Annotated in this window: 16 protein-coding genes; 9 read left to right on the forward strand and 7 right to left on the reverse strand. The window is 36.1% G+C overall.

Annotated features, from left to right (window positions below):
• Positions 1–435: 435 nt before the first annotated feature.
• Both BC008_RS14780 and BC008_RS14785 read right to left on the reverse strand, forming a co-directional pair.
• Positions 436–891 (reverse strand): hypothetical protein, encoded by a 456-nt coding sequence (locus BC008_RS14780; RefSeq protein ID WP_027845929.1) that lies wholly within the window; start codon positions 889–891, stop codon positions 436–438.
• Positions 892–2,742: 1,851 nt separating this feature from the next.
• Positions 2,743–4,581, reverse strand: coding sequence for a sodium:solute symporter family protein (locus BC008_RS14785; protein WP_036267749.1), 1,839 nt, complete (start codon positions 4,579–4,581; stop codon positions 2,743–2,745).
• Between the two features lie 1,865 nt (positions 4,582–6,446).
• Here BC008_RS14785 and BC008_RS14790 point away from each other — a divergent pair.
• The 4 genes from BC008_RS14790 (at position 6,447) to BC008_RS14805 (ending at position 11,940) form a co-directional block, all read left to right on the forward strand.
• Entirely contained in the window at positions 6,447–7,529 is a 1,083-nt protein-coding gene (locus BC008_RS14790) for a glycosyltransferase family 4 protein (protein ID WP_027845928.1), read from the forward strand.
• Positions 7,530–8,165: 636 nt separating this feature from the next.
• Positions 8,166–9,479, forward strand: a complete 1,314-nt coding sequence (locus BC008_RS14795; RefSeq protein WP_027843805.1) for a DNA cytosine methyltransferase — start codon at positions 8,166–8,168, stop codon at positions 9,477–9,479.
• A 101-nt stretch (positions 9,480–9,580) separates the two neighbouring features.
• On the forward strand, positions 9,581–10,939 hold the full coding sequence (locus BC008_RS14800) for a GTP-binding protein (RefSeq protein ID WP_027843804.1): 1,359 nt from the start codon (positions 9,581–9,583) through the stop codon (positions 10,937–10,939).
• Positions 10,940–11,688: 749 nt separating this feature from the next.
• On the forward strand, positions 11,689–11,940 hold the full coding sequence (locus BC008_RS14805; RefSeq protein WP_058183640.1) for a Calvin cycle protein CP12: 252 nt from the start codon (positions 11,689–11,691) through the stop codon (positions 11,938–11,940).
• Between the two features lie 11 nt (positions 11,941–11,951).
• Here BC008_RS14805 and BC008_RS14810 read toward each other — a convergent pair whose 3' ends face one another.
• Positions 11,952–12,848 (reverse strand): TlyA family RNA methyltransferase, encoded by an 897-nt coding sequence (locus BC008_RS14810; protein WP_027843802.1) that lies wholly within the window; start codon positions 12,846–12,848, stop codon positions 11,952–11,954.
• Between the two features lie 245 nt (positions 12,849–13,093).
• Positions 13,094–13,603, reverse strand: coding sequence for an allophycocyanin subunit beta (gene apcB / locus BC008_RS14815; protein WP_027843801.1), 510 nt, complete (start codon positions 13,601–13,603; stop codon positions 13,094–13,096).
• A 383-nt stretch (positions 13,604–13,986) separates the two neighbouring features.
• On the opposite strand from apcB, the gene glnA reads away from it, so the two are divergent.
• Positions 13,987–15,402, forward strand: a complete 1,416-nt coding sequence (gene glnA, locus BC008_RS14820) for a type I glutamate--ammonia ligase (RefSeq protein WP_027843800.1) — start codon at positions 13,987–13,989, stop codon at positions 15,400–15,402.
• Positions 15,403–15,517: 115 nt separating this feature from the next.
• Here the strand turns inward: glnA and BC008_RS14825 are convergent, their stop codons facing one another.
• Positions 15,518–15,718, reverse strand: a complete 201-nt coding sequence (locus BC008_RS14825; protein ID WP_027843799.1) for a hypothetical protein — start codon at positions 15,716–15,718, stop codon at positions 15,518–15,520.
• Between the two features lie 573 nt (positions 15,719–16,291).
• On the opposite strand from BC008_RS14825, the gene BC008_RS14830 reads away from it, so the two are divergent.
• Positions 16,292–17,347, forward strand: coding sequence for a class I SAM-dependent methyltransferase (locus tag BC008_RS14830; RefSeq protein ID WP_027843798.1), 1,056 nt, complete (start codon positions 16,292–16,294; stop codon positions 17,345–17,347).
• Between the two features lie 413 nt (positions 17,348–17,760).
• Here the strand turns inward: BC008_RS14830 and patX are convergent, their stop codons facing one another.
• Positions 17,761–17,958: a heterocyst-inhibiting protein PatX gene (patX, locus tag BC008_RS49500; protein WP_058183641.1), complete on the reverse strand. Its 198-nt coding sequence runs from the start codon at positions 17,956–17,958 to the stop codon at positions 17,761–17,763.
• A gap of 746 nt (positions 17,959–18,704) precedes the next feature.
• Here patX and BC008_RS14840 point away from each other — a divergent pair.
• The gene (locus BC008_RS14840) at positions 18,705–19,751 is read left to right on the forward strand and encodes a zinc-dependent dehydrogenase (protein ID WP_027843796.1); all 1,047 of its coding nucleotides are present in this window, start codon (positions 18,705–18,707) and stop codon (positions 19,749–19,751) included.
• A 104-nt stretch (positions 19,752–19,855) separates the two neighbouring features.
• On the opposite strand, the gene BC008_RS14845 is transcribed toward BC008_RS14840, so the two are convergent.
• Positions 19,856–23,086, reverse strand: coding sequence for a glycoside hydrolase family 15 protein (locus BC008_RS14845; protein ID WP_027843795.1), 3,231 nt, complete (start codon positions 23,084–23,086; stop codon positions 19,856–19,858).
• Positions 23,087–24,449: 1,363 nt separating this feature from the next.
• Here BC008_RS14845 and mgtE point away from each other — a divergent pair.
• Both mgtE and BC008_RS14855 read left to right on the forward strand, forming a co-directional pair.
• Complete coding sequence (gene mgtE / locus BC008_RS14850) at positions 24,450–25,796, forward strand: magnesium transporter (RefSeq protein WP_027843794.1); 1,347 nt, start codon at positions 24,450–24,452, stop codon at positions 25,794–25,796.
• Between the two features lie 410 nt (positions 25,797–26,206).
• Positions 26,207–26,473 (forward strand): glutaredoxin family protein, encoded by a 267-nt coding sequence (locus BC008_RS14855; RefSeq protein WP_027843793.1) that lies wholly within the window; start codon positions 26,207–26,209, stop codon positions 26,471–26,473.
• The last annotated feature ends 264 nt before the right edge of the window (positions 26,474–26,737 follow it).

Genomic DNA, 26,737 nt, shown 5'->3' on the forward strand with positions numbered 1-26,737 from the left:
AGATATAGCGCTACGTGCAAGTCATTAGCAGATCCATAGGTAGCGCAGCTAGAGGCTCAGCTCTGACTAACTTCACCTTGCGGACTCCAAAGCCGCAGGCTAAGCGAGGACATAGGTTTTATACTAAATCCGGGTTAATTACCCCTTTTTAGAATGAGAGAGGGAAGTGTGGGAGGTGTGGGAAGTGTGGGGGGAAATCCCAAAAAATATAAAGGGGTTTTAAGAATCGGATTTGGTTTTAGAACTCATCAATGTCCTAACATAGCTACGTAGTTCTACACATTAATAAGAAAGAATAAAAAAAACGGGTAAGGTACCCGCCTCAAAATCACTACTTGTGATTAGTTAACCTATTTTTAAACTCTTGGTAAAGATCTCACCGATACAATTAGTCTGAGAATTGCGAAATAAATCGGAATATTGAGATCTAAAAATTTATTGATTAGTACAACTCTGGATCTTTTTTCTGATGTTTAAACGATCCAATCCCTCTTTAATCCACTGCAAACACTCATATTCAGATCTAAATAATTTTGGCGCTGCAATATTATTTAACGAATCTGACGGGTAGTGGTCGTAAAAATATTTACCACCTTGATTAAAGACAATAATCAAATTATTCCGATATGTATAGCGAAGCTTAAAAGCATCACTATAAGCGACTAAATCGGAATGCAGATCGAGATGCTCCTTAGCTATCTTAATTATATTCTCAATGTTACTACCGTAGATAGTCGCAGGATTCTCTACCTTATGAAATTGACTATTATAACCAACAGCCGATAGTAATTTGTAGGAAAAAATATCGTATTTATCGGCTTTACCGAAAACAAAAGGAATGATGAGATATCCTTTGTATGAAACGGATTCCTCGTATAGTAGACGACCCATATCCAGTCTCCTTTGGTGTAAGTTTAAATACCAAAGCCCAAGCTGATTAATTAGGAAATATTTCTCAAGCAGATATAGCCCAAGAAATTATTTTGCTCTTAGACTTCTATCAAAGAAAGCTAGCGAAATATGGCATAAAATACACCCATACTCCCATTGTGTCTGAAAGTGCTGAGAGTATTTATTATAATTTATTCGCCAATTTTGCTGTTAGCTCTTTATTTAAAAATATCACACCAAATATAGTTAGAGTAATGCTTATTTAACTTTGAAATATAGAATGTATCTAAATTTTCATAAATTTCTATAGATAGTTTATGTAAATCTTAGTTAATAAACAGATCTACAAGAGCAGATAGGTATAATAAATCAATAATTCACACACCACCAATTCTTATTTAATGACAAAATATCACCTGACATAATACCTGTGAATATATTTATAAACTCATTACTAAAACCTAGACACTTTAAATTTTTCCAAATATCCATATCTAATATTAAACGTCAGCCTAAGGACATCATACTTTACTTAAAAATATTTAGATTAAACCGTAATCTAATGAACTTAATTACACCAATACCTAATTCAATCACTCGTCATTCTTCTAGAAATAAAAGTTAGTATATCCATTACAGAATTACCTATAGCGGATTGTAAGTAAGTGAGGTACAGTTCAGAAGCTGAAAGTCTGTTATCGAGAGAATTATACTCTTGGCCCTTGAATTCTTCCATAGGTCAAAACCCAGTAAAATTCGCGCCATAAATTACTACATGGAAAACCAAGCCTTCGATCCCACAAGAAAATAAAAAAAGCTTCAGATATAGTCGTCCTAAATCGTTTATAAAAATCAATATTGTAGAGATGCGACAGAACCTGAACAGCACCTATGACAAAAGGCTTCAGTGTTGCGCCTGTTGCATTTTACAGAATTTATCTGTTCGCAACTCAAATAGGATTCCTATAATTAGGAGCAATTTATCTAAGTTTCACGAATCAGTTACAATTTTTGTTAATAGATTTTTACTTTTCTCTGTTCACAATAAAAAGTAATTAATTGTAACCTATATAAATATTATTATCAGCAAATCATGACCAAAAAATAGACTGGATACAAGCCCCGGATTTATCCGTGGAAAGAAAAAATATATTTTCCTTATTTCAAGCCCCTCGATTTATCGATGGGATAATAATTTTGAATTTTGTTAGCGCAAGCGCGATAGCGTACCGGATCCGTAGGTAGCGCTGCGTGATGTTTAGCCATATTTTGAATTCCCCCGAAGGGGGTTGACATTACTTGTTATTAATAAGTTTAGAGTTTTGATATGTATGAAAAATAAAAAGCTGTGAAACTATAAGTTTCACAGCTTTAAGTGTGGTGTGAGGAGCTTAACTATATACAATCATACTAGCAAAATAGAATTGTAACAATTGTGTTAATACAATTTTCCTTGAAAAATAAGCATTCTTAGTTTTCCCCCGTTTTCATGTATATATAAATTAATCTGGGAAATTTATGTCATAAATAGTTAGTACTTAATAACCTTAAATTTAGTGGATAAAATTGCGAATTTATTTGAAAATGCCTAGTTTTAATATTTATCTTAAAGAATTTTTAGTTGTCAGCCAAGGAGAAAATAAAATAAAACTGCGGATTCTATCAGCTAAATCCACAGTTTACTTAATTGTGTGAGGAGACTTGAGTTGCATATACTATATGTCTAACCGAGAATTTGCCAACTATCTGTTACTGTTTTTGAAACCATTCAATTCAATTACGTGTTCACAAAATATTATGTTCTAAGTGGGAATATATTTTCAATCTCATTACTCATCCTACATTCTGATTCTATTGATTTTTGGAAATTTTATCGCTATTTTGGAGATTGTTTTCTATTTTTACCTCTTTAGATAAATATCTAAACCAGGTAAAGTATAAAGCTATGGATAAGACTATAAAGCCTAATAGCAAAAAACCAAAGGTATCCCAACGTTTCATCATAAAAGCTATTCCCGTCATAAATAAAGTTAGTTGCCAAGGTATAGCGACGAAAGTAGCTAAAATATCTCGTTGATTCTCTTGTTTGATTTTTGCTTGGATATTATTAGGAAGTTGTTCGCGTACTTCATCCCAAAATCCGAATGGTCTGGTAGTTAAATAAAAGTTGCTCGTTGTCTCCCATTCAGTTGGTTCTGTTAGAACTGTGGCTAAAATACAACCAACAAAAGAACAGATACTGGGAACTAGAAATAAAGCATACTCTTTAAATTGTGGTTCGCTTAAGCTAGGTTCTATCATTAACTTCGTAATAATTGCAGCTAGCATGCCAGCAATTGTGCCTATAGCAAAACCATAACCATTAAAACGCCACCAATACCAGCGCAATACTAATGGTACGGATAAACCTGCACCAAGACCCAAGGTAAGCCATCCCCAAATATCATTGATACTAGTGATATTGAAACTAAATAACAATCCCAGCAGAACTATAAGAATAGATGCAAGACGACCTTGCGCAACTAACTGACTTTCTGAGGCTTGGGGTTTGAGATAGGCTTGATAAATATCTTTGACCCAATAAGCTGCACTGGCGTTAATAATAGAGTCAAAGGTAGACATAGCTGCAGCAATAAAGCAAGCTATCAGTAGTCCTCTGGCACCAGTGGGAACGTATTCACCAATTACAGTTGGTAAAATTAATTCTGGATCGGAAATCACTTCTTTGGTGGCCCCATAATGAATGCCCAACATTGCAAAAGCTGTTACCAAAGGCCAACGAAATGATAGTAAGAAAATCCAAAAAAGAGATAATAAACCGGCTTCTCTGTCGCTTTTGGCGGCAAAATAGCGTTGGATCATATAACCACCAGCACCACCAAAGCCTTCCATAAAAACCTTCACCACGTAGAAAAAGATTACTCCACCAAATAAGTTAAAAATGGCGTAATTTCCTGGTAAATCAAGGGTAAATGACGGAGATATACTGCTCCAATCAGAAAAATTCCAATTGTATAATTCAAAACCTGTGCCATTAGGGATAGATACAGAAAAAGTTTCTGGAATAGTTGCAGTATGTAAAGCGATCCCACAAACATAAATAATTGCCAGAAAAATCAATATTCCCTGAAAAACATCAGTCCAGACTACTCCATAAAAACCACTGGCTACCGTATATACCAGTGCCATCCCAATGAGTAGTATTGATGCTGTATGGTCATCTACAGTAAGGAATTGACCTAAAAATTTTCCCCCGGCTACAGCAAAGTAACTCATCGCACCAATAGAAAATATGATATTCGCTACCGCGCTGATAATTCTGGCTGTATTACCTTCTCTTCCCGTTCCGAATCGTAAGCGCATCCATTCGGCTAGGGTCATTACTTTTGCTCTACGGTTCCACTTCCCCATAAAGACCATCAAAATTGCCATGATTAGAACTACTCCACCTCGGATTTCAATAAAAAATCCCTGAGTTCCCAAGGCATAAATTAAAGCTGCAATCACCATTGTCCCTGCTAAATCAGTATTAGAAGCCATTCCCGAAGCTCCTAAAACCCACCAAGGCAAATTACGATTGCCCAAAAAGTAAGATTCTATACCAGTTGATGCTTTTTTCTCTAAAAAAATACCAAATGCAATTATGGCAAGCAAGTAAATTGCAACAATGAAGTAATCAATCTCATGCATAAGACTTAATTTTTACTCACTATACACCACACAAAAAACTAAGAATGAATCATTCATTTTACTGGCAAGTTTAACTACTCAGTAGTGATTATTAATGTAAGTATTTTCTTGTTCAATGTTCGCATCCAAATTCAGAATAACTGCACTTGAAGCGATATGTACCCAAGTAATGATAGATATTGATACCGGCAAAGAGGTGAAAATACTTAACTAAATTCACCATTTTAAGTAGCTAAGTATGAACTAAGATACACTAAAATTTATTCTTGTGCTTCTAGCACAGTGATTATCCTTGCAAGCTTTATATTGCTGAGGTGCAAATTATTGTGAGCGTTAGAACAAAACCAAAATTCCCAACTGCAACACAAGCCTGAATTTCTTTACACAGTTTATTTCTTCAATTTTACCCACCGTTTAATATGTCAAGGACAAATCTAAACATTCTTGACAAGCAGTATAAAACTCAACGATATCTTGCAAGTTATTTGGCTTGCACGGGTGAAGATAATTTTCTAGTAAACTATGTAAGCATCTTAAGGCATTAATTTGCGCTTCTTTTCTAATTTTAATAATTAAAATATAACTTTACCCAGATACCTTCTCTCAAGCAAGAATTAATTTATTGGTAGATCTACTTCAATTTCTTAATTTACTCATATTTCAGAACAGGTTGAAGATTTGAACTCCACATAGCTTGCGGTTCGTCATTACTTAGTAATCATGATGAGTTATTTTTAGCCAGACAAGTTTTACTTGGTGCTTACACAAAAGTGACGTAATATCCCTAAAAACTGTTATCTTTATCTTTTTTAGAAGATGTAATAGCTATTGCAAGCTTCTGCTAAGTACTAAAGCAATACTTTCTTCTATTCGTAGTAGTAATTTTTGTTTTCTCAAATATTTTTATTTATAGATTGGGATCGCTTAAGATGAAGAAAATATTAGGTTTTACAGGATATAAAATAATATTTTACGACTTTTATTCATACTTATTAATGGGATATATTTTTACTGTTCTAAAAAATTATTTAAGTCTTCGTTATACCTAAGAACAATCACAATTAACTATATAGATATTCATTATCGTTTCATTGGTAGGATTTAAATAGTAGCATGTACATCTTGTTTAAAGTAAGAAAATCTAACCTAAATTACAATAAAAAATATTATAAATTATTTAAATAAAACTTAATTCGGAAAATATAAATTTATATAAAGAGCTTTATTGCTGAAGATTGATTCTTTTCGCAGGGTAAGAGTTAAATAATTTCAAATGCTAAACTTATAGATATAAGCTTATTTATTGAAGATTTATATAAATTCTTTATATGAATAAGGCTATACATAATCAATTATGTCACTAATATTAATTAGTAAATATTAAGACCTTTTATTGCTTAATTATAAGTGGCTGATTAATTAAATTAAGTCAAGAAAATAATTTAAATATTTGAAAATAAATCAACAAAATATTTATTTGTAATTAGATAGGATATTTTTTGAGATTGCCAAATTTTCAGAACTTCAATATTTAAATCTCCCGCAAAAAGATGATAAAAAGTTATTATTACTTACACCTATATCTACTTAATGTTGACAAATACATAATTTTCATATAAACCTAATTATAGATGTCGTGGTCAAAAGCAAAAAACATAGTTAGTGATGTAAAAGCTGAACTATAGTTCTATAAAAGCTTTAATTTGGAGGTGCGTGCAAAGGGTTAACACTAACTAAATTTGCTTAATTTAGTGGCAGTTTCTGGTTATCTCAAACTTTAGGAAAACAAATTCTTAAAATTTGACTTCCTTGGTTATTTAACCCCTTGTCCAATGAAGAATTTAACTTCTGAACCAAAACAACTTATGAAAATTGCTCAGATTGCCCCGTTGTGGGAAAGAGTTCCGCCTCCTACTTATGGAGGAATTGAGCTTGTAGTGGGTCGTTTGACTGATGAACTTGTGCGTCGAGGTCATGAAGTTACCTTGTTTGCTTCAGGTGATTCGCAAACATTGGCATCTCTAGAAGCTGTTTATCCTCGTGCATTACGCTTGGATTCAAAAATTCAAGAACGACCTTTGTACGAAGTACTAGCGCCTAGCCAAGCTTATCAGCGAGCTACGGAATTCGACATAATTCATTCCCATGTGGGAGTTTGGGCATTACCTTTAGCTGAGGTAGTCTCAACACCAACAGTACATACTCTACATGGTCGGTTTAGCCGGGACAGTGGCGAAATATTTGGTTATCACTCAACGCAACCTTATATCAGTATTAGTGATGCACAACGTCAAATAGATCTTAATTATGTTAAGACTGTTTATAACGGCATTGATATTGGCAATTACTCTTACTATCCCAAACCTCAAGATCCACCTTACCTGGCGTTTTTAGGACGTTTCTCCCCAGAAAAAGGACCACAACATGCGATTGCAATTGCCAAGAAAACAGGTTGGCGATTAAAAATGGCAGGAAAAGTTGATGTAGTAGACGTCAAATTCTTTGAACGAGAGATTGCACCTCTGATTGATAACCGGCAAATTGAGTTTCTAGGTGAAGTCAATCATGCTGAGAAAGCAGATTTGCTTGGTAATGCATCCGCCACTCTTTTTCCTATTACTTGGGACGAACCTTTTGGCTTAGTAATGATTGAATCAATGGCTACTGGTACACCAGTAATTGGTATAAAAATGGGTTCAGTACCTGAAGTTATAGCTCATGGAAAATCAGGTTTTGTTTGTCAAACCTATGATGAGATGGCAGAGATGATCCCAGCAGCTTTAGAATTGGATCGTAAAACATGCCGAGAATATGTAAAAAATAACTTTACCATTACCCAAATGGTGGATGGTTATGAAGCTGCTTATGAGAAAGTGTTACAAGGTTCTGTAAAAAATTATCCTTCCCATCCTGCTCGACTCTACCCGTTACCAAAGATAGTGTCATGAGTGAGTAGCGATTTTAAAACAAAAGAAAATATACCAAGCTACTGAGAACATACTTTACTTGAAAATACCTGGTTGCTTCCTGCAGATGTAACTTACTAGTAGAAAAAAGTAGAGATGTTTAGTTTATAACTTCAGTAAGCAAGATCCATAGAAGATGTATGGACCCTTTGTGAATCGAATTTTTTGGTACTTTGAAGAGATAGTTACAGAATGTAATGTCTCGCTCGAAATACCTCTACGGATTTTATTCACTAGCGCAATCTCCAAGTTTTTTGCTTTTCTAGAACATAAATTAATATAGCTTTTGTAGGGGAAAGGGATACCTTTCCTTATTTTTTTTCACGCCCTCATACCAAATCCGATTTTTAAAACCTCTTTATATTTTTTGGGATTTCACCCCACACTTCCCACACCTCCCACACTTCCCTCTCTCATTCTAAAAAGGGGTAATTAACCCGAACTTAGTATCAATTGTGAATGGGGACAGACAAAATCAACCTCAGGTTACTCCAAAAATACTTGATAACCTCCAGAAATACGCACGCAACTATTGTTTTTGTTAAAAAAACAAATTGATAAGACTAACCAAGCAAGAATAATGTGTATTCTAGGCTGTGGGATAGTTTGAAACATAAAATGAATATTCAAGAAAGACCCATAGCAGTGGATCTATTTGCTGGTGCGGGCGGTATGAGCCTTGGTTTTGAGCAAGCAGGTTTTGACGTACTTGCAGCGGTGGAGTTAGACCCAATTCATTGTGCAGTTCATGAATTTAACTTTCCCTTCTGGTCTATTTTATGTCATGGTGTCGAACATCTAACTGGCAAAGACATCAGAAATAAATCTCAAATTGGTGATCGAGAAGTAGATGTGGTATTTGGTGGCTCTCCTTGTCAAGGATTTTCAACTATTGGTAAACGTGCTTTAGACGATCCCCGGAATAAATTAGTATTTCACTATCTGCGCTTAGTTTTAGAACTAAAACCAAAGTATTTTGTATTTGAAAATGTACCCGGTTTGACTATTGGAAAACACAAAAAATTTCTTTCGGAAATTATAGAATTATTTAAGATTAAAGGTTATCAAGTAGAAAGCAAATATCGCGTACTTAATGCAGCCAATTACGGTGTACCTCAAAGTAGAGCCAGGTTATTTTTGTTAGGATCTCGCCAAGATTTATCTTTACCCAAATATCCCGAACCAATTACTAAGCCCGCTAATACTAGTAAATCAAAATATATTGTAGATTTACCCCATTTAATTCCAACTCCTACGGTATGGGATGCTATTGGCGATTTACCAGAAGTTGAGGAACATCCAGAGTTATTAGATAAGGATTGGACAAAAATCTCTGGAGAAAACTCCGGTTATGGTAAACCGAGTAATTACAGCAGTAAGTTACGGGGGTTTTTATTTTGGAAAGAAGACTATTCTTATGGGCGTGTATTTGATGCACAAATCTTGACCTCAAGTATTCGTACAAAACATTCTGAATTGTCAATTAAAAGATTTCAAGAGACTTTACCGGGGAAAACAGAACCCATTAGCCATTTTCGTAAACTTGATAAAAATGGCATTTCCAATACTCTAAGGGCTGGAACCGCCAGAAATAGGGGTGCTTTTACCTCTCCTCGTCCGATTCATCCCATTACTGGAAGATGTATTACCGTTCGAGAAGCCGCAAGACTACATTCTTATCCGGACTGGTTTCGTTTTCATGTAACAAAATGGCATGGTTTTCGCCAGGTAGGAAATTCTGTTCCCCCCCTACTTGCAAAAGCTGTTGCAGCAGAAATCATGCGTGCTTTGAAAATTACTCCTTCAAAGCCAGAATCACCAATGGAATTAGGAACAGAATATCTACTACGACTAAATATGTCTCAAGCAGCTGAGTATTATGGTGTTTCTGCAAGTGTCATCGAGCAGAGAAAGAGAAAAATCAACAATTAGCCCAAGCCCAGGAATACTTTAATTTCCCGTTATTATCTTCTTCCCCAATATAAAATTTAAAATCAAATAATATACACCTTTGACTTTAACTTTTTCTCCTCGTGTCTAGAAATCAGCAAGAAACTCATTTAAACCGTGCTCGTGCTAGTCTCAGACAAGCAATATCTTGGTATGGTAATTTTCGCAAGCCCGGACACTTATCATCTAATCCGCAGTTAGCAGGTTTGGTTAAACCAGAACTGGAGTCTTTAACTTCTACCCTGAACAAATTAGATAATAACGTAATTTGTATTGCTGCTTTTGGATTAGTAAGTCGTGGTAAGTCTGCAGTTATAAATGCTTTGTTTGGGCAAAAAGTGCTTCAAACAGGTCCTCTTCATGGTGTTACTCAGTATCCTCGTTCCATACGTTGGCAACCGGGAGGGAAAGTTCAAGTTGAATTAATTGATACTCCTGGCTTAGATGAAATTGCTGGAGAAGTACGGGCTCAAATGGCGCGAGATATTGCTCACCAAGCTGATTTAATTTTATTTGTAGTTTCTGGGGATATTACAAGAACGGAATATAAAGCACTATCCGAATTACGACAAGCACAAAAGCCATTAATCTTAGTTTTCAACAAAATTGATTTGTATCCAGATACAGATCAAGCAGATATCTACAACAATTTACAACAATTAGGTGCAGTCATCTTACAGGAAAAACCTTTGCAACCAGATGAAATTGTTATGGTTGCAGCTGAGCCAACACCTTTAGAAGTAAGAGTTGAATATCCTGACGGTACTGTAAATTATGAATGGGAAACTCCACCTCCTCAAATCGAACAGTTAAAGGAAACTATTCTCAAAATTCTTAACCGGGAGGGGCGATCGCTACTGGCACTCAATGCATTAGTACAAGCAAAAACTGCTGAAGAATCAATTGCTTCTAAAAGTGTTGACCTGCGCGAAGCCCAAGCAGAAGATTTAATTTGGCGATTTGCTAGATACAAAGCTTTAGCTGTTGGCTTGAACCCGATTGCATTTTTAGATGTTGTGGGTGGAACTCTTACCGACCTAGCTTTAATTCGCGCTCTTGCAAAATTATACGGTTTACCAATGACTGGTTACCAAGCCGGAAAAATCCTTAAGACCATTTTATTTAGTTCCGGTGGTTTATTGTTAAGTGAGTTAGCCAGCAGCTTTATGTTGGGTTTAGGGAAAAGTGCAACTGCGATCGCATCCGGAGAAAATCCCATGCATCTCACAGCATTTGCAGGAACTGCAATAACTCAAGGTGGGATCGCAGGTTATGGAGCCTATGTAGTTGGTAAAGCTGCTCAATTATATTTAGAAAAAGGTTGTAGCTGGGGTCAATTAGGTGTAAGCACAGTAATTACAGAAATTCTTTCTGAAGTAGATTCAAATACGATTCTGTATCGCTTGCAACAAGAATTAAGTAACAAAAAAAGAAATATTTAATGTTCGTATTATTTATCGCTTCCAACCTTTAATTTCCCTGGGTTATAGAAACTCGTAAATAAAAATATTTCACTCGATTTTTGATTTGAAATATATATAGAAAATATCAGTTTATATTAGTTAATCATAAAAAAATATGTGCTTGGTATTGCAAGCAAATCTACTGAGGCAATATCTAAATATGATTTTAAGTATTTATATAAACTTGCTCTCAGATATTTTATTTAAATAAAATATGCACTTCCATAAATTTTGTTCGGCATACAATCTCGAACACTTGGATATCTGTAAGCAAGACATGGCAAGATTCATGCCTGATTTTTGTCAAAATTAAGGAGTTTTAGATTTATTAAAGATTAACAGAAGTACTCAATATAACAGGTGTCTTTAATAACTTTAGCTGAAAAGATACTCTTAAAATATAGCAAAATATAAGTATAGCAGTTGACATTTTGAACAATTGTTAAATTAATAAAATTCCCAGATATAATTCAGAGTTAAATTTGTTGAACTTATAATTTACTTTAGATTTACTATTGATTTATTGCTTAAATTTTGACTCCAATATCAAAAAATGAGTACTATTACTTATTGCAATTAATATTAAAAATTGAAAGTAAAAATAATTTTCAAAAACACAAAATTTCTCCAACAAAATGTTTGCATTTAACACTCTATTCTTGTTATCTTGAAATGCGGAACGTTCCAAATTCAAATTACATTCTTTAGCGATTGAGGAGCTTAAGGTAATGGCAAATAATATGGAAACAGTTACAAACCCAATGCTCACAGAAGAAATTCAGAAAGCTGTTGTTGAAGCTCGTTCCACCTGTCAAGAGAAAGGAGATGGTTCGAGTGAGTGTGCCGTAGCTTGGGATATCGTTGAAGAATTGCAAGCAGAAAAATCTCACCAGAAACAAGCAGCTCAGCGCAAAAACTCCCTAGAAGTGTACTGCGAAAATCACCCCGAAGCTATTGAATGCCTAGTTTACGACGTTTAGCTTTCTTCAGTTTAATTTTTCTTTAGTTCAGCAAAAGCAGATTTTGTCACCCTCTTAATTGCATCCAGATCTGGTGCAGACTCTTTGTTATCAACATTCAACCATAACAGGTACTCGATATTTCCTTTGGGACCTGTTATTGGCGACCAAGTTAAACCGGCGTAATTCCATCCTTGCTTTTGTGCGGCTCCTAGGACTTGGAAAATAGCATCTGCTTGGTCGTCAAGATCGCGCACAACACCTTTTTTACCAACTCGACTTTTTCCTACCTCGAATTGTGGTTTAACTAGCAATACTACTTCGCGAGGTGATTGAGTTAGCAACCAAATTGCAGGTAATACCTTGGTCAGTGAAATAAAAGATACATCAACTACAGCTAAGTCAGCATAACCCTCCTTTACTACGGGGAGGGTTTCATTATCATCTAAAGTTTCATTATCATTTAAAGTTTTATTATCTGGATTTTCATGTTTTAAATCCCGATACAAATTTTCTGCTGTAAGGTGGCGCAAATTCGTACGTTCGCGTAGTACAACCCGCGAATCATTTCGTAAGCCCCAGTCCACCTGTCCATAACCCACATCTATCCCGTAAACGCGTTTTGCACCGGCTTTAAGCAAACAATCTGTAAAACCCCCAGTGGAGATTCCACCGTCCAAACAAACACGTCCAGAAACTTGAATTTGGAATTCCTCTAGAGCTTTAGCCAGTTTTTCTCCACCACGGGAAACGTAGCGCGATCGCTCTTTAAGCTTAATTATCGCTGCAACATCAACTTCCGTTCCCACTTTGTCAATTAGTAGGTTATTAACAAACACCTCTCCTGCTTGAATTAACCGTTGTGCGGTAGTGCGAGAGGAACATAAATTTTTTTGTACTAATAAAATATCCAGTCGTTGCTTAGTCAAATTTTTTGGGGATTGGGGATCGGGGATAGGGCTGCGGCGTGCCGCTTCTCTGCCTGTGCTAACGCACCGCTAGAGCCTACGACGTTGGCAAAGCCTCTGACTAACGTCACACTTCGCTTTCGCTAATGCTAACGCACAAGTGCGTGGGGATTGGGGAGATAATAAATTAATAAATTAGCAATTACCAATTACCCATTAGCAATTACCAAATACCAACTACCAAATCACCAATACCCCATTGCTTGTTAAATATCTTTCTCGCTTAATTCTCTTGTCATATAATCAAATGGCTCATCAACAAAACTAGTATCGCTAATACCAGCTTCTGCTACTTGCTCCTTGGCTATATCTTTCATGATTTGGATTCCACGAACTGTAGGTCCAATAGGGACTCCCAAGGAATTATAAGTTTCTCGTAATCCTTGCAGCACCCGCTCATCTAAAACATCCATGCTTCCAGCAACTAACGCATAGCTAGCATAGCGTAAATAATAATCCATATCTCGCAAACAAGCTGCATAACGGCGAGTAGTATAAGCATTACCGCCAGGGCGAATTAATTCTGGTAGCTCGTCAAACAAAGCCAAACCAGCTTGTTTAACAATAGCCGCAGCATTAGAATTTATCATTGCAGCAGCTTTTACCCTTGATGTACCGCTCTCAAAATAAGACTTGAGGCTATCTATAGCATTTCTATCAAAATAACGCCCTGCAATATCATAATTCTGAATCAAATTTGTCACTGCATCGCGCATCGCTTTTCTCCCTATGGTTCCTATCTATAGTTTGATATTTATTTAATTGGCTGCTATTATATGCCACGATTTGCACCAGCAAACTAAGTAAGACTCTGGCACATTAATCTGTGACCTATGTGACCTACTTTTAGGATTCTATGCCAAAGTTGCCCCGAACACATAAACTGTGGAGTTTTGTGTAGTAACTTCTTCAGTTAGTTCTATAAAAGGTTAATCTAACCTTTAAATAAAGAGTTCTGTAACAAAAATGACAAAATACTGAATTTGGTCTTCATAAGATATTCCAGGTGTGTCACCATCTCGGTTTTAAGATCGCAGGGTCAGCAATGCTTTAAAATTTATCGGTTGATTATTGTAAATAGGCAGATTAAGGAGTGACCATGACAACCCCACAAGAAGTCTTGAAAATGATTCAAGACCAAAATATTCAGATGATTGATCTGAAGTTCATCGATATGCCAGGAATATGGCAGCATCTTACGGTTTATCAAGACCAAATCGATGAAAGTTCTTTTACCGAAGGGGTTCCTTTCGATGGTTCAAGTATTCGGGGTTGGAAAGCTATCAATGAATCTGACATGGCAATGGTACTCGATCCTGACACTGCCTGGATCGACCCCTTCATGAAAGAGCCAACTCTAAGTATAATTTGTAGTATTAAAGAACCTCGTACCGGGGAGTGGTATAACCGTTGTCCGCGAGTAATTGCTCGAAAAGCATTAGATTATTTAGTTTCTACAGGAATTGGCGACACTGCTTTTTTTGGTCCGGAAGCTGAGTTTTTCATATTCGATGATGTCCGCTTCGACCAAAATGAAAATTCAGGTTACTACTACGTAGATTCCGTAGAGGGTCGTTGGAATTCTGGTAAAGATGAAGGTCCTAACTTAGCTTATAAACCCGGTTACAAGCAAGGTTATTTCCCCGTTCCTCCAACAGATACCTCACAAGATATTCGTTCGGAAATGCTGTTGACAATGGCAAAGTGTGGGGTACCGATTGAAAAACATCACCACGAAGTTGCAACAGGTGGTCAGTGCGAACTAGGATTCCGTTTCGGTAAGATTATTGAAGCTGCTGACTGGTTGATGACTTACAAATATGTCATCAAAAATGTTGGTCGCAAATACGGCAAAACTGTTACCTTCATGCCGAAACCAGTATTCCAAGATAATGGTTCTGGAATGCACACTCACCAATCCATTTGGAAAGATGGTAAGCCCTTATTCGCTGGCAATCAATATGCCGGCATGAGCGAAATGGGTTTATATTACATCGGTGGTATTCTCAAGCATGCCCCAGCATTGTTAGCATTTACTAACCCCAGCACTAATTCTTACAAGCGATTAGTTCCAGGTTACGAAGCACCTGTTAACTTGGCTTACTCTCAAGGTAATCGTTCTGCTTCCGTGCGTATTCCTTTGAGTGGTGATAATCCTAAAGCTAAGCGCTTGGAGTTCCGTTGTCCTGATGCAACTTGTAACCCCTACTTAGCATTTGCTGCAATGTTATGTGCTGGCTTAGATGGTATCAAGAATAAGATACATCCTGGCGAGCCCCTAGACAAAAATATTTACGATCTTTCTCCAGAGGAACTCGCAAAAGTTCCTTCAACGCCAGGTTCTTTAGAACTAGCTTTAGAAGCATTGGAAAAAGATCATAAATTCTTGACAGAATCGGGCGTATTTACTGAAGACTTCATTGAAAACTGGATTTCCTACAAACTGGATAATGAGGTTAATCCTTTACGTCTTCGTCCCCATCCCTACGAGTTCTCCCTCTATTACGATGTTTAATTTGCAAGGGTTGACAAAAGATTATTCTTAAATTGTTTATTACCCTGCGACAAAGTAACACCTAATTATATGAATAAGCCACCTACTACGGGTGGCTTTCTTTTATACTAGTGCATTAGCTCATTGATGCGTAGGAGCGATCACAACTTATCCTGACGCTAGGACTGATTTTTCCTTGAATTGGTTGCCAATAATCAGCAATTTCTTTTGGTAAACCAATTTCTTCTACTACACGTTCTAGCATAGATTGTTGGCGGTTTTTAATTTGATGATAGTGCTGCATCATTAAGGCGCGTGCTTTGTCTTGAGTAGTCATCTCACAACTCTCCTGAATCTGTAACTTTTAATCACCAATCGGACACACAAGTTTAACGATGGGATAAAAGCTGCTGGCGTAACACCAAATACTACCCACACTACACTCTGCTAGGTGGCTAGCTTTTACACTTTTCTTTCTATCAACCTCATACAGGTTTATTGGAGGGCTTACCCAAGTTTTTATTTTCGATCAAGCTATTACGGTTATGAAGAAGGTAGATATATTTCCTCAATAGGGTTGCCCTTTCTTATTAATCAGTTATCGCTCGCTTTTATTTACCCCATCATTAATATATCCAAAAAACTGTAACGAACAACACAAAATACTAACTTTTTAATAAAAACTAATATACTTCCAGAGTAATACTGAGAGAAGGCGATTGCTCCTGACTCATGCCATACGTATTTTTATCGACCTAATAGCCTTAAAAGGTCTGAAAGTTATTCTTTTCGGTTATATCCTTGCATAAAGTATTAATGGTGAAAATAAGCAAATAATGAAGAAGCTTATGATTTCTTAGTGAAAATTATTTAAAATTTAAGAAACAAAAGTTAACAACCTGGGTTTTCTATGTCCGATACGATAACGAAATTTACATACCAAAGTTTTCAGCAGGGTAAGAGTTTATTTGCTTTGGCGCACAAGACTCTCAGTAATCGCTTAATGGATATTGTTTCTCCCCTAGAGACAAAAAGTAAACCCATACCAAATGAAGTTTTACTTGAGTTACAAGAAAGACTAAATCATCTGTCAGAGGTTGATTGGGAAGATGCGCAACGGGGAATATATCCCAAGGAAGTATTATTTGATAATTCTTGGGAAGACTTTTTTCGTTATTATCCTGCAATCTTAATAGATATGCCCCAAATGTGGGAGCGTGCTAAAAACAAAAAATATCAAGAATTTGCTCCTGAGGTTGATATTAAGGGGTATCCAAACTACTACGCACAAAACTTTCACCACCAAGCCGATGGCTATTTGAGTGATGCATCAGCAAATTTATATGATTTGCAAGTCGAAATTTTGTTTGGTGGTTCTGCGGATCCAATGAGACGACGTGTTCTCGCACCCCTCAAGAACTCCTTGGAAGTTTTCAGCGATGTATTACCCAAGCAAATTAGAGTGTTAGATGTTGCTTGTGGAACAGGTCGGACACTCAAATCCATTCGCAGTACCTTACCTGAAGCATCCTTGTTTGGTGTGGATTTATCTCCTGCTTATCTACGCAAAACTAATGAGGTTTTATCTCAAATTCCTGGAGAACTACCGCAATTACTACAGGCTAATGCAGAAGAGTTGCCTTATTTGGATAACTATTTCCATGCAGTTACTTCCGTATTTCTGTTTCATGAATTACCAGCACCGGTTCGACAATCAGTTATAGAAGAATCTTTTCGTGTAACAAAGCCAGGAGGGACTTTTATTATCTGCGACTCAATTCAAATGAGTGATTCACCTCAAATGCAGGTAATAATGGAGAATTTTTCAGAAACCTTTCACGAACCTTACTACAGAAACTATATGACTGATGATTTAATGGAACGTCTGCATAAAGCTGGTTTTGAAAGTGTTGATACCCAAGTTCATTTAATGAGTAAGTATTTGATTGCTCGCAAACCAGTTTGATTTTGATGTCAACCTAATATTTTTCAAATATTTTCAAATAGTTAAAGACGCGAAATGTCGCGTCTTTATATGTGCAAATAAAAATATTGCTGCAAATAAATTATTGCTGCAATATTTCATTAAAGTAGATTGGTATTTTCAATTAATAATTACTGATTACAGTATTACCAAATAAGTTTCAATAGTCTTCTGTAAAAATTTCTAAAACTCATATACATAATCAACAACAAATACATCATAACTAAATCATTTAAATTTAGATAGATTGAGTTGTTATATATAATTGCCGAAAATCACAAAAGTAATATATCTAACAATAAGGCCAAATGTCGTTACGGTTAAAATTTTAACTGTAAATCTTGTAATCAGATAGAATTATTTTTTCAGGTGCTTAAATATAAATCAATGAAATACTACATAAACTTTCTACGCCCACTACCTCTGTAAGGTGTACCTTTACTGGGCCTTGTTGAATCTCTATTGGCTATCAATTCTTGGTTGTCGCTAGGTATAAATGATTGTTCAATTGCCTGTGCGGAAGTGGAAACAGCATTGAAAGCTAGAGAACCGAACATGAAAATTGTGACAAAAATAGAAGTGGCAGTACGCATAATAAATTTTTACTTTAAGACTCTCAAATCACTGATACTGAGTTTTATTTAGTGCATCCGGATATTTTGTCGTGAGTATTTTTTCTAATTTTTCTGTTTTGGCCTACCAAGTATTTAAATGTATTAGATTCATGCCTGAACAGTAATTTAATACACTAGAGAAAGAGATGCAATGCATTTAAATACAAATGATTAATCTTGAGAAAAGCTTTAAATACTTCCAATAAAATTAAATATCTATACTTCTCTGGTAATCTACTTAATTACCTATCTTGGACAAAATTTAAGACATATATTTTTAATCTGTGCTTTTACGTAATTTAAAAATTAAAATTCCTCAAAAATTATTTATTTTAAGTATTTATACTATTTATTTGTAGGAGTAATATTTGATTTATTTTTCAAATAAATTGAAAAAATATCAAGTTAAGAAGATTACAATTTTGTATTTTTACGTAAAATCAACTAGTGAATTTAAACAAAATTTACAGTAAAAGTAATTCTAAAAAAAATCTATATTTATAAGTATAGTTATGCCAAACGCATGTGAATTCCATGTCAAAACATATAAGTATCAATCACAGGTGTTATTTGAGAAAAATTGAGAAATCAGGATAAACCAAAGTAGGTCTTAAAACCGTTGATTTTCCATTAGTAAAACAAAATTCCATTTAATTCCATTTAATAAATTTTCAAATGGTACAAGAGATGGTAGATCTATAAGCATTGATCGCAGATGAAAAAAGGTGAAAGCACAAGTATTTAGAGGTGTAAACCAACTGTCCTACGAAGATATTCCAGTACCTTCCCTTTCTCCAGATGAGGTACTGGTAAAAATGCAAGTTGTTGGCTTGTGTCAGTCAGATATCAAAAAGATTCGCTATCCTCTTTATCAACCGCCACGTATATTTGGGCATGAAACAGCAGGTACAATTACTGCAGTTGGTCAATCCGTGAAGAATTGGCAAGTAGGACAGAGAGTAGCAGTAATGCATCATATTCCTTGCATGCACTGCGCTTATTGCCTCAATGATAATTTTTCTATGTGTGATACCTATAAAAATATTTGTACTACTGCAGGTTTTGTACCTAGTGGTGGTGGCTTTGCTGAATATGTTAAAGTTCCCGGTCATATAGTCAGCAATGGTGGTTTAATTCCTATTCCTGATGATGTCAGCTTTGAAGTTGCTAGTTTTGTTGAACCCACCAACTGCTGTCTGAAAGCGGTTAAAAAAGCCGGAATTGCTCCCGGTCAAACAGTTTTGATTACCGGTGCGGGTCCAATTGGCTTGATGTTCGTAATGTTAGTCAAGTATTTTGGTGCAAAAGCGATTGCTACTGATTTATTACCGTCAAGAATTGAAAAAGCTGTAACTTTGGGAGCAGAAGCTGCGTTTGATGCTCGCGATCCCCATTTACCTAGCAAAATAAATGATTTGACTAATGGTTTGGGAGTAGATGTAACTTTACTTGCAGTTCCAAGCGATAAAGCTTTTTTTCAGGCTTTGGATTGTACCCGCAAGGGTGGAAAAATATTATTCTTTGCAGAATTTCCCGATGAAGTCGAAATTCCTATTAATCCAAATATTCTTTACCGACGTGAAATTGATTTGATGGGTAGTTACAGTTCCTCATACCGCTTACAAAATTTAGCTGCAGATATTGTTTTTAAGGGTCGGATTGATGTGGGAGCATTAATTAGCGATCGCTATCATCTAAAAGATTTATCTGCTGCAGTGGAACAAGCTATTTCCCCAGCATCAGATACTTATAAAATTTTAATTCATCCTTAAAAAAGTAGGGGTAAAGGTAAGCCGATCAGAGTTGAGAATAATCGGAATCACTAATCCTGTTACCATTTCTTACCCATTACCCATTACCCATTAACCATTACCCATTACCCATTACTAACCCCAACTTTCTGCGCAAACATAATTAAGAACCTAAACGCTTTGACAATATAAACAGCGCATTCCTGAGGGGAAGAATCGTAAAATGATTGCCATGCTTGAGCTTTATCTTCATCGTAGTGTCTTGTTCTTTTTGGTTTATCTTCCAACCAAGATAGACGTACAGCATGACCGATCACAACATCAAGCACTATATATTCAGCAATTTGTAATTTAGGATTTTTCGCAACAATCACAGCAAGTTGCATTAATGCTTCAATATTTATCTGACGGTACTCTGGAGATTCAATTTTATTCAACAAATGTTCTACCGTTAGGGCAAAATTCTTTTCTCCTGGCGTCATCTCCGAAATCAATAATTTACTCTCAAGGCGATTGCGACGTTCTAATTTATCGCCAACAACTAAGCCTTGACAATGCTTCATTAACAACCATACTTGCTGATAAAAATCTTTTGGTACCCTTCCTGTAGTACCTTCAATATTACGAAAATGTCGCCATCCGTTGAGTGGATTTTCAACTTTTTCTGAACCTTCTCTTTGCAGGTTCCAATTAATTTCACTTTCCCTTTGTTGGCTGTGCAAAGATTCTTGCTGGCGTAAAACTTCACTTACACCCACATACTCTACCAAACAGTAACGTAACTTATTTCGCACCTCAAACGGCGAAAGTTGCATTAAATGTTCGTACGCTTCATCTTGAGTAACATTTAATTTCCACGCCAATTCACCAGTAATTAGTAAAATCAGATAGCCAACTTTAATAGTTATCAGTCCCTCAAATAATTGTGGCTCGGTATTAATTAAGTTACTCAAATAAATCAGAATCTCTTGAGTTAAGACCCGATCGCGAATATCCTCACCACAAAAATGATTGATTTTTTCGACAATTTCTTTATGGGATAGGGGTACGGTAATCAGAGAATCCTCATTGTAAGACCGACCAATAGCGATTTGCTTACCCCGCACCAGTAGACTTGTAACAACATCCGACAGGTGCATATCAGCCATTTGCAGCAAACCAGCAGCCCGTCGTACCACAGCCCAAATACCTAATTCTCCAGCTCTGGTATAAACTTCATTCAGTAAATCTTTTACCCTTGCAGGACATTCAAAAGTACCAAAACCGGTTTCAAATTCAAGTCCATGTAAGCGAGTTAGAGTTTGTAATAGCTCAACTTGTTCGTATAAATTTTCTGATGCGTGTAAATAAGACAATAATAGTTCTAAATTAGTTTCACACTCCATCTGAAATTCTTGGGTATGAGCTAATGGCCAAGTTTGTTCTCGATCGCAGGAGAGATAATAACAACGGGGGACAGCATTATCAACAGAGGAATAGGAAAATTCAAAGTTAGGTGAAACATCAATTCTTTCAATTGCAGAAGTCAACATAAACTGATTTAAACGACCCAGTTTTACTCTGACGCCATTAAATAAACCGTCTTTGAGATCTTGAAGTGACTTCATTAATTCTGGATTACCGGTTTCCATCATAGTCTGGGTCATACGAGTCAGCATCAAAGTTAAGGTAGGACGTCCCGGATCTCGCCAATATTTCTGGATATAAGCCAATGTGGTGGTAAATTCATCTAGGAGAAAATGGTAATCTAAAGTTAAATAAAACTGCTGAGAATCTAAAAACGAAGGTAAAAGAACTACAGTTTCGCCACCAATACGGAAAAATCTCGATGTTGTTAAACTACGGGGTAACCTTGCAGGACGTCCAGTTAAACCTAATTTTTCATTACACCCAATCTGTTCGTAAATGGTAATTAAGTCTTTAGCTTGACGAATTTGAATTGGTGCAACTTGTTGGGGTGTTTGAGTTGGAATCCCGTAAATTAAAAGTTTTTCTTGCAAATCTTCATTTGCAGCAATCAAAGCAATTTGCACCATCGGTTGGCGTTCTCTACCGATATACAGGTGTCTTCCCAAAGGATCCACATCACCCAATGCTAGCAATCCCTCATCCAACATTTGTCCGAGGAAATATAAACTTTGTGCCCAAACCAAAGGAATATTATCGTTCGGCAAACGAGGTTGGGAATGGGGCTCTAACTTTTCAGCTTCAAGTTTTTCTCGCGGTACATAATATAATTCTGGGAGCAAATACGAACCATTTCGTTCGATAACTATTTTCTGTAAAAGTTCTCGATAACGTTTAACCTGCGCTTCATTTTTGCAAAATAGCCCATCTAAATATAAATAAGTGAAAAATAAAGGCCATTCGCATTCTATATGTTCAAATTGCTGTAGTTCCTCAGGTTCGTAGTGCAAACGTTCGGTGTTTTCTATAACTGTTTGGTGTCCATCCCGTAAAAATCGCTTGCAACCATATTTTCCTTCTAGTTTACTAATTATCTCAGCACGGGTACGATCTTGTAATTCCTTATCTATGACTGCAAAAGCCGGAAAACTAATGATGCTCAATAATGCTGCATCTATTTCTTTTGAAGCTGATTCTCTAGGTAATAGGGATTCTAAGGTAATTCTGGCACGGGCAATTTCATCTGGAAGTGCGTGAACTACAGATGCTTGGGAACCCCTGACTCCAAATAAGTCCAGTCCATCAATAGCTTGTAGCGCGGCTTTAGCCATTCCTACAGAACTAGCATTTAATTCTGGATTACCATGATTAATCTTGTTACCTCTTTCCCAAATTCCGTAGTCTGGAGTGCGATAAGCCCGCCCAATATAGTAAATAAGATTTTGAACAAAATCAACTTCATCAATGGTATAGATTATCTGCAACCCTGATGCCGTCATCTGTGCCAATATCAAAATAAAGATGGACGTGGCATCCAGTTGCAAATGACCCCATTCGTGATCGCCAACGACAACATCCCCCGTTGTCGTATCATACTTGGCATGAAGAGCATTCGAGGGTGACTGATTATGCTTAAATTGCTCAACTTTATCAGCTTGTCGCATCATTGCAAATAGCAATCCCCGCATCAATTTGATGACACTATGCTCTAACTCGTATGTCCGACCAAGGTCTTCATCAATTTTGCGATATGCTAATGCCAATCCCCAAACGGCCAAAATACTATAAACGTTATCCCGCACCCAAGCATCCGTATAGTCACCGTGAGCAGTTATGGCTGTGGAAGCAGGCAACAAACCAGTAATTGGATTCTGGCGTTGAAGAATAATAGTCTTGATTTGCTGATAATAATATTCGAGGCGAATTGGTACGTCCGTGGCTATTTTCATGTTAATTTCCAGAGCTTTTAAGGAATTATCACCCTTCAGCCTTGAAGTAAATTATATCTATTAAGATATAAAATTTTCTGTAATTAATGATTGTATTACTAATTTAATCTTTTAGAGAATAATTGCTATGGAACTTATATACAAATGTATTTAGATTTTATTTTTGGATGAAGTATTGTTTAAAAATAATATTTTTTCGGCATTTAGAGATTTTAGAAGAAAATTAAAGTAAATATGTGAAAAATGCCGATAGTTAAGTCTCATAAAAATCATTTTATAAAATAAACTTAAGTTTATTTTTCAAGATGTATTTTAAAGGTAAATTTTTAGGATATATCTTTGGAGTATATTTTCAACATGTGCGTTCGGGACGTACTTTTAAGATTTACTTTCAAGATATATTCACACCCATCTTAGCTTAGTAAATTATTTTGACTTGTACTATCAAGAATAATCATAGTTTATAGTTTGCTAAACTCTAATTTTATTGACGTTCTACATTTAATCATAAATTCTAGACAAAATAAAATATACTTAAGAAAGGCGATGACACTGAGCGCTAGTGTCAAATAATGCACATTTTCTCAAACTTGTCTACTCTTAAATTTAAGCTGAACTCAATCTTTTATTAATAACACTAAATGTACGCCAACATGCAAGAATCAAGTTATTTAGCTGCCAAGATAAAATTACCTAGAAGGTGTAATTATTGTATTTCCAGCGAATAAATATTTGATTCCGTTCGCTCCTTATTAACTTATAGGGTTAACATTATTGTTCGCTCCGACCAAATCGACGAAGAAAGCTAATAAGTCTACAAATTATTACTTCCAAGTGCTGTAATCATCAGAATAACATCGGAAGTTAGATAAAAATCCTGCGTTTGTTAATTAATATATTTCGCCCTTAACAAGGATAAATTTGGAGGTCAAGAAATAAAAACTACAATATCTTCACAAAATAATCGGTGTTATTACATGTTTTTACCTCCTATCATATCAAAAAAAAACATCAAATAAATTGTAAAAATTTTGACCCATTCGAAATTAGAATAAAAATAGAAGATTCCCTTGACACAGAATTTCATAGTAGTAAAATTTACTCTAAGAAAATTGAAATTACAGCACATAAAAATAAATGTGTGCTGAATATCACATACTTTCTCTATAGAGGGGTAGGATCTACCGGATAAGTAACTTCCGGGTTAGTATTATGACTTATAGTGTCTAATTATAGTGTCTAATTGGTTTATCAATTCCAATTCTTGAGATTTTATGGACAACAGTCCACACGAAGGCAGTAATATCCTCCTCTGAACTGGCGAGCTTGTCTCCCAGTACGGGGGAGACAATAGGAGGGGATTATGCTTGCACAGAATGTTAGCAATAATGTTGTTGACATAGAGGACTTGAGCCGACTCAAATCAGATTTAAATCGTTTACAAGCTGTTGATGTTGGGGAGTATATTAGCAAGTTGCCTCGCAAAAAAAGGGCACTTGCATTTCGGCTTCTGAATAAGGGTCAAGCGATTAACGTTTTTGAATATTTACCACCGGAAATACAGCAACAGCTAATTAATTCATTGCACGACGGTCGAGTCGTGCAAATTGTTGAAGAAATGAGCCCAGACGAGCGGGCTGTTTTATTTGACGAACTACCTGCGGGGGTTGTCAAGCGTCTTTTACACGAACTCAGTCCGGAGCAGCGTCAAGCAACAGCAACAATTTTGGGCTACCCCGAAGGAACTGCAGGACGGGTCATGACTACGGAATACGTACGCTTGCAAGAGGGATTAACTGTAGGGGAAGCTCTAGAAAAAATTCGTCGTCAAGATCGGGATAAAGAGACTATCTACTACGCTTACGTTACAGACTACAACCGCAAACTGAGGAGTGTGGTTTCCCTGAGGCAGTTATTATTTTCGTTACCTGATGCACTGTTGCGGGATATAGCTAGCGATCGTGTAGTGAAAATTAAAACTGAAACTCCCCAAGAAGAAGTAGCGCAATTAATGAAGCGTTATGATTTGATTGCGTTACCCGTAGTTGATCGCGAGAAAAGGTTAGTTGGAATAGTTACCATAGATGATGTCGTAGATATTCTTGAGGAAGAAGCTACAGAAGATATTCAAAAACTAGCCGGTGTAAGTGGTGGAGATGAAGCAGCTTTATCACCTCCCCAAGTAACAATTCGCAAGCGTTTACCCTGGTTATTGGGGAACATTGCTCTTTATGTTACTGCTGCGAATGTAATTGCACCTTTTCAGCAAGTAATTACTATTGTCCCGGTATTGGCAATTATTATGCCGATTTTGGCAAATAGTAGCGGCAATGTGGCTTTCCAAGTTTTATCTGTTACTGTCAGGGGGTTAGGTGTAGGTGAAATAACCCCAAAAGATACCCTTAAAGTGCTTCGTAAGGAGCTTTTAGCTGGTTTAGGTACAGCGATTGGATTAGGTAGTGCTTTGGCTGGATTATCGTTAATGTGGGCACCATCGGGAGAACATTGGGTATCCTTTGTCGCTGGTGCTGTAATGTCAGTAAACGTTCTCATTGCTGTAACCTTAGGGACAGTATTGCCGATGGGTTTCAAACAATTAAACTTGGACCCGGCATTAATTTGTGGACCTTTGATGACAACTACGTTAGATGCTATTGGTTTTTTGACATTTTTATCGTTAGTTTCATTTGCTTTGCAAGTATTGCCCTAAGTTCCAGAATTTAAAGATTGTTGCTGCTATGCATGGGCAAGATACTGTGAACACTCGTGTACTCGAAAGCTATTAGTCATTGGTTCGATCGCACTACATTCTCGACCTAGGAAATTTTTTTGTTCCCTGTATTTCGTTTCCTATTCCCTTTCAAGTAAAATATGCGATGTCTCGGCCTATATATCTACTGCTATAGGTTCTTGTTTGGGATTACCCTAGGTCTAATTTAACTAGGTTCAATTTAAAATAATAGCTCGTTATATTGGTAGAAAGCGTTAGAAATATTGATTGATTATTGGAGATTGGATGGGCACAGTTATTTTCTGTGTTTCAACAGGTATTTTATTTTCCTAGGCATTAATCAACGAGCTTTAGACTAAAGTGTCTGTAGGACATCGAGAAAATAACCAATGACTAAAACGTTAATTTTATACGGTAAACCTGAATGCCACTTATGTGAGGGTTTACAAGAAAAATTAGAACAAATTCAAAATATCCCGTTTAAGTTAGAAATTCGTGATATCACAACTCGTGAAGATTGGTTTACAGCATATCAATACGAAGTTCCTGTTTTATTCGCTGCTGAAACTGATTCAGAAAGTTTGCAACCGATACCGCGCCCTTCACCTCGTGCAACAGTAAAACAACTAGAAAAAATTCTCCAGAAGTATCTTTGAGTATTTGTATGTAGAAAAAAATAGTGCAAAATAAGCGGATAAATTGGCACAGAGAAACAGAGGCAGGATATAAACTTACCTCATGGCAACGACGAAGTTTAAAATCAGGGTAAACAAGTAAACAGTAATATTCGCCAAAACTCAGCTTAATATATTTGGTTGCAAGTATGGAGCATTAGTATAGGGTCATAATTCAAAGGATCTTGACCAAACAACATAGTTTTATTGCTCTTATTAACGGTGACTGTCTACTCATTTATTCTC

Source organism: Mastigocoleus testarum BC008, assembly GCF_001456025.1.
GTDB lineage: Bacteria > Cyanobacteriota > Cyanobacteriia > Cyanobacteriales > Nostocaceae > Mastigocoleus > Mastigocoleus testarum.

What these genes read in the sequence shown, in the direction of transcription:
- BC008_RS14780 (WP_027845929.1), bottom strand. Translation starts at nt 891, where the DNA reads ATGGGTCGTCTACTATACGAGGAATCCGTTTCATACAAAGGATATCTC.
- BC008_RS14785 (WP_036267749.1), bottom strand. Translation starts at nt 4,581, where the DNA reads ATGCATGAGATTGATTACTTCATTGTTGCAATTTACTTGCTTGCCATA.
- BC008_RS14790 (WP_027845928.1), top strand. Translation starts at nt 6,447, where the DNA reads ATGAAAATTGCTCAGATTGCCCCGTTGTGGGAAAGAGTTCCGCCTCCT.
- BC008_RS14795 (WP_027843805.1), top strand. Translation starts at nt 8,166, where the DNA reads ATGAATATTCAAGAAAGACCCATAGCAGTGGATCTATTTGCTGGTGCG.
- BC008_RS14805 (WP_058183640.1), top strand. Translation starts at nt 11,689, where the DNA reads ATGGCAAATAATATGGAAACAGTTACAAACCCAATGCTCACAGAAGAA.
- apcB (WP_027843801.1), bottom strand. Translation starts at nt 13,603, where the DNA reads ATGCGCGATGCAGTGACAAATTTGATTCAGAATTATGATATTGCAGGG.
- glnA (WP_027843800.1), top strand. Translation starts at nt 13,987, where the DNA reads ATGACAACCCCACAAGAAGTCTTGAAAATGATTCAAGACCAAAATATT.
- BC008_RS14825 (WP_027843799.1), bottom strand. Translation starts at nt 15,718, where the DNA reads ATGACTACTCAAGACAAAGCACGCGCCTTAATGATGCAGCACTATCAT.
- BC008_RS14830 (WP_027843798.1), top strand. Translation starts at nt 16,292, where the DNA reads ATGTCCGATACGATAACGAAATTTACATACCAAAGTTTTCAGCAGGGT.
- patX (WP_058183641.1), bottom strand. Translation starts at nt 17,958, where the DNA reads ATGCGTACTGCCACTTCTATTTTTGTCACAATTTTCATGTTCGGTTCT.
- BC008_RS14845 (WP_027843795.1), bottom strand. Translation starts at nt 23,086, where the DNA reads ATGAAAATAGCCACGGACGTACCAATTCGCCTCGAATATTATTATCAG.
- mgtE (WP_027843794.1), top strand. Translation starts at nt 24,450, where the DNA reads ATGCTTGCACAGAATGTTAGCAATAATGTTGTTGACATAGAGGACTTG.
- BC008_RS14855 (WP_027843793.1), top strand. Translation starts at nt 26,207, where the DNA reads ATGACTAAAACGTTAATTTTATACGGTAAACCTGAATGCCACTTATGT.